The organism is Methylophaga sp. UBA5088, from assembly GCF_002414625.1.
Classification (GTDB): Bacteria; Pseudomonadota; Gammaproteobacteria; order Nitrosococcales; family Methylophagaceae; genus Methylophaga; species Methylophaga marina.
The window spans coordinates 5,813-6,918 of the sequence record NZ_DIAC01000033.1 but is presented as its reverse complement, the minus strand read 5'-3'; the positions used below and the strand labels follow the sequence as shown (position 1 = coordinate 6,918).

The window sequence follows — 1,106 nt, the reverse complement described above, 5'->3', positions numbered from 1 at the left end:
CCGTGGAGACCGGTTTGTTTTTCCATGGCTTTAGCCATTTCTTCTTTGTGCCGACTATACATGGCTCGTATCCGTTCGCTGCCAGGATGCGACATTACCGCATCGTGAAAGAGGCAGCCCTGAGAATGATTGTCCTGCATCCACTCGCCAACTCTGTCAAGCAGCGCAGTTGGCGTGGCCTGTGCGCTTCTCTTTTCGAACATAAAAACGAAATAGCGATTATGCCTGTGCTCCAGCGCCAGCATAATCATGTCTTCTTTCGACGGACAATATTTATAAAGGGTGCGAAGACTTACCTGCGCTGCATCGCGCAAGCCATCTACCCCCATCTGAGTAAAGCCATGTAACGCAAACGCGGCTTCAAGCCCGCTTGCTATTTTTTCTTGTGTCTTATTCATAGGTTGACACTGTAGAACGTTCACTATACCGTTTCAAGTAAAGTAAACGTTCTACTTTTTGGTGCAACTAATATCAACGCGATTAATTAGAACGAGAATGGTGAGAAAACCGTGGTCCTGCGGTAACGCAGGCGCCCGCCTAACCCGATATGAAGGAGCACTATGAATTTGTTAACCGTATACTCACACCCCATCCGTAACAGTTACCCGGGAGCAGTGATGGACGCCTTTCACAGGCCAGTGCTTGAAGCGGGACATTCTGTGGATATTCTGGATCTGCATCGCGAGAACTTTGATCCGCGCTTTACCCAAGATGATCACAGCTGTTTCTGGGGTGGCGAATTACCAACAGACATTTCGCCTATGCATGAGCGGGTAGAAAAAGCCGACCAGCTGGCTTTCGTGTTTCCGGTTTACTGGTGGAGTATGCCTGCACTGATGAAGGGCTGGATAGAGCGAGTATTTACCGGTGGCTGGGCATATCAGTATGGTAAAGGCGTTGAGGATCGAGGCAAAGCCGAACTTCACGGTCGATTAACCAACCTGCCTACGGTGCTTATAGGTGTTGGTGGTTCAAAGAAAGCCACTTATGACAAATACGAATATGCTAAAGCTATGCAGACGCAGCTCGACCTAGGTATCTTCGCTTACTGCGGCGTGACCGATGTGCAAAGTCATCTGATCTATGACGTGGAGGGCGACCACAAT

General features: G+C 49.1%; 2 protein-coding genes. One reads left to right on the top strand and one right to left on the bottom strand.

The features are described from left to right. Positions 1 to 398: TetR/AcrR family transcriptional regulator (locus tag B4K20_RS04775; RefSeq protein WP_289282062.1), on the bottom strand; the 398-nt coding region annotated here is incomplete at its 3' end. Positions 399 to 560: 162 nt separating this feature from the next. Here B4K20_RS04775 and B4K20_RS04770 point away from each other — a divergent pair. Further along, on the top strand, positions 561 to 1,106 hold a 546-nt coding region (locus tag B4K20_RS04770), incomplete at its 3' end, for an NAD(P)H-dependent oxidoreductase (RefSeq protein WP_289282061.1).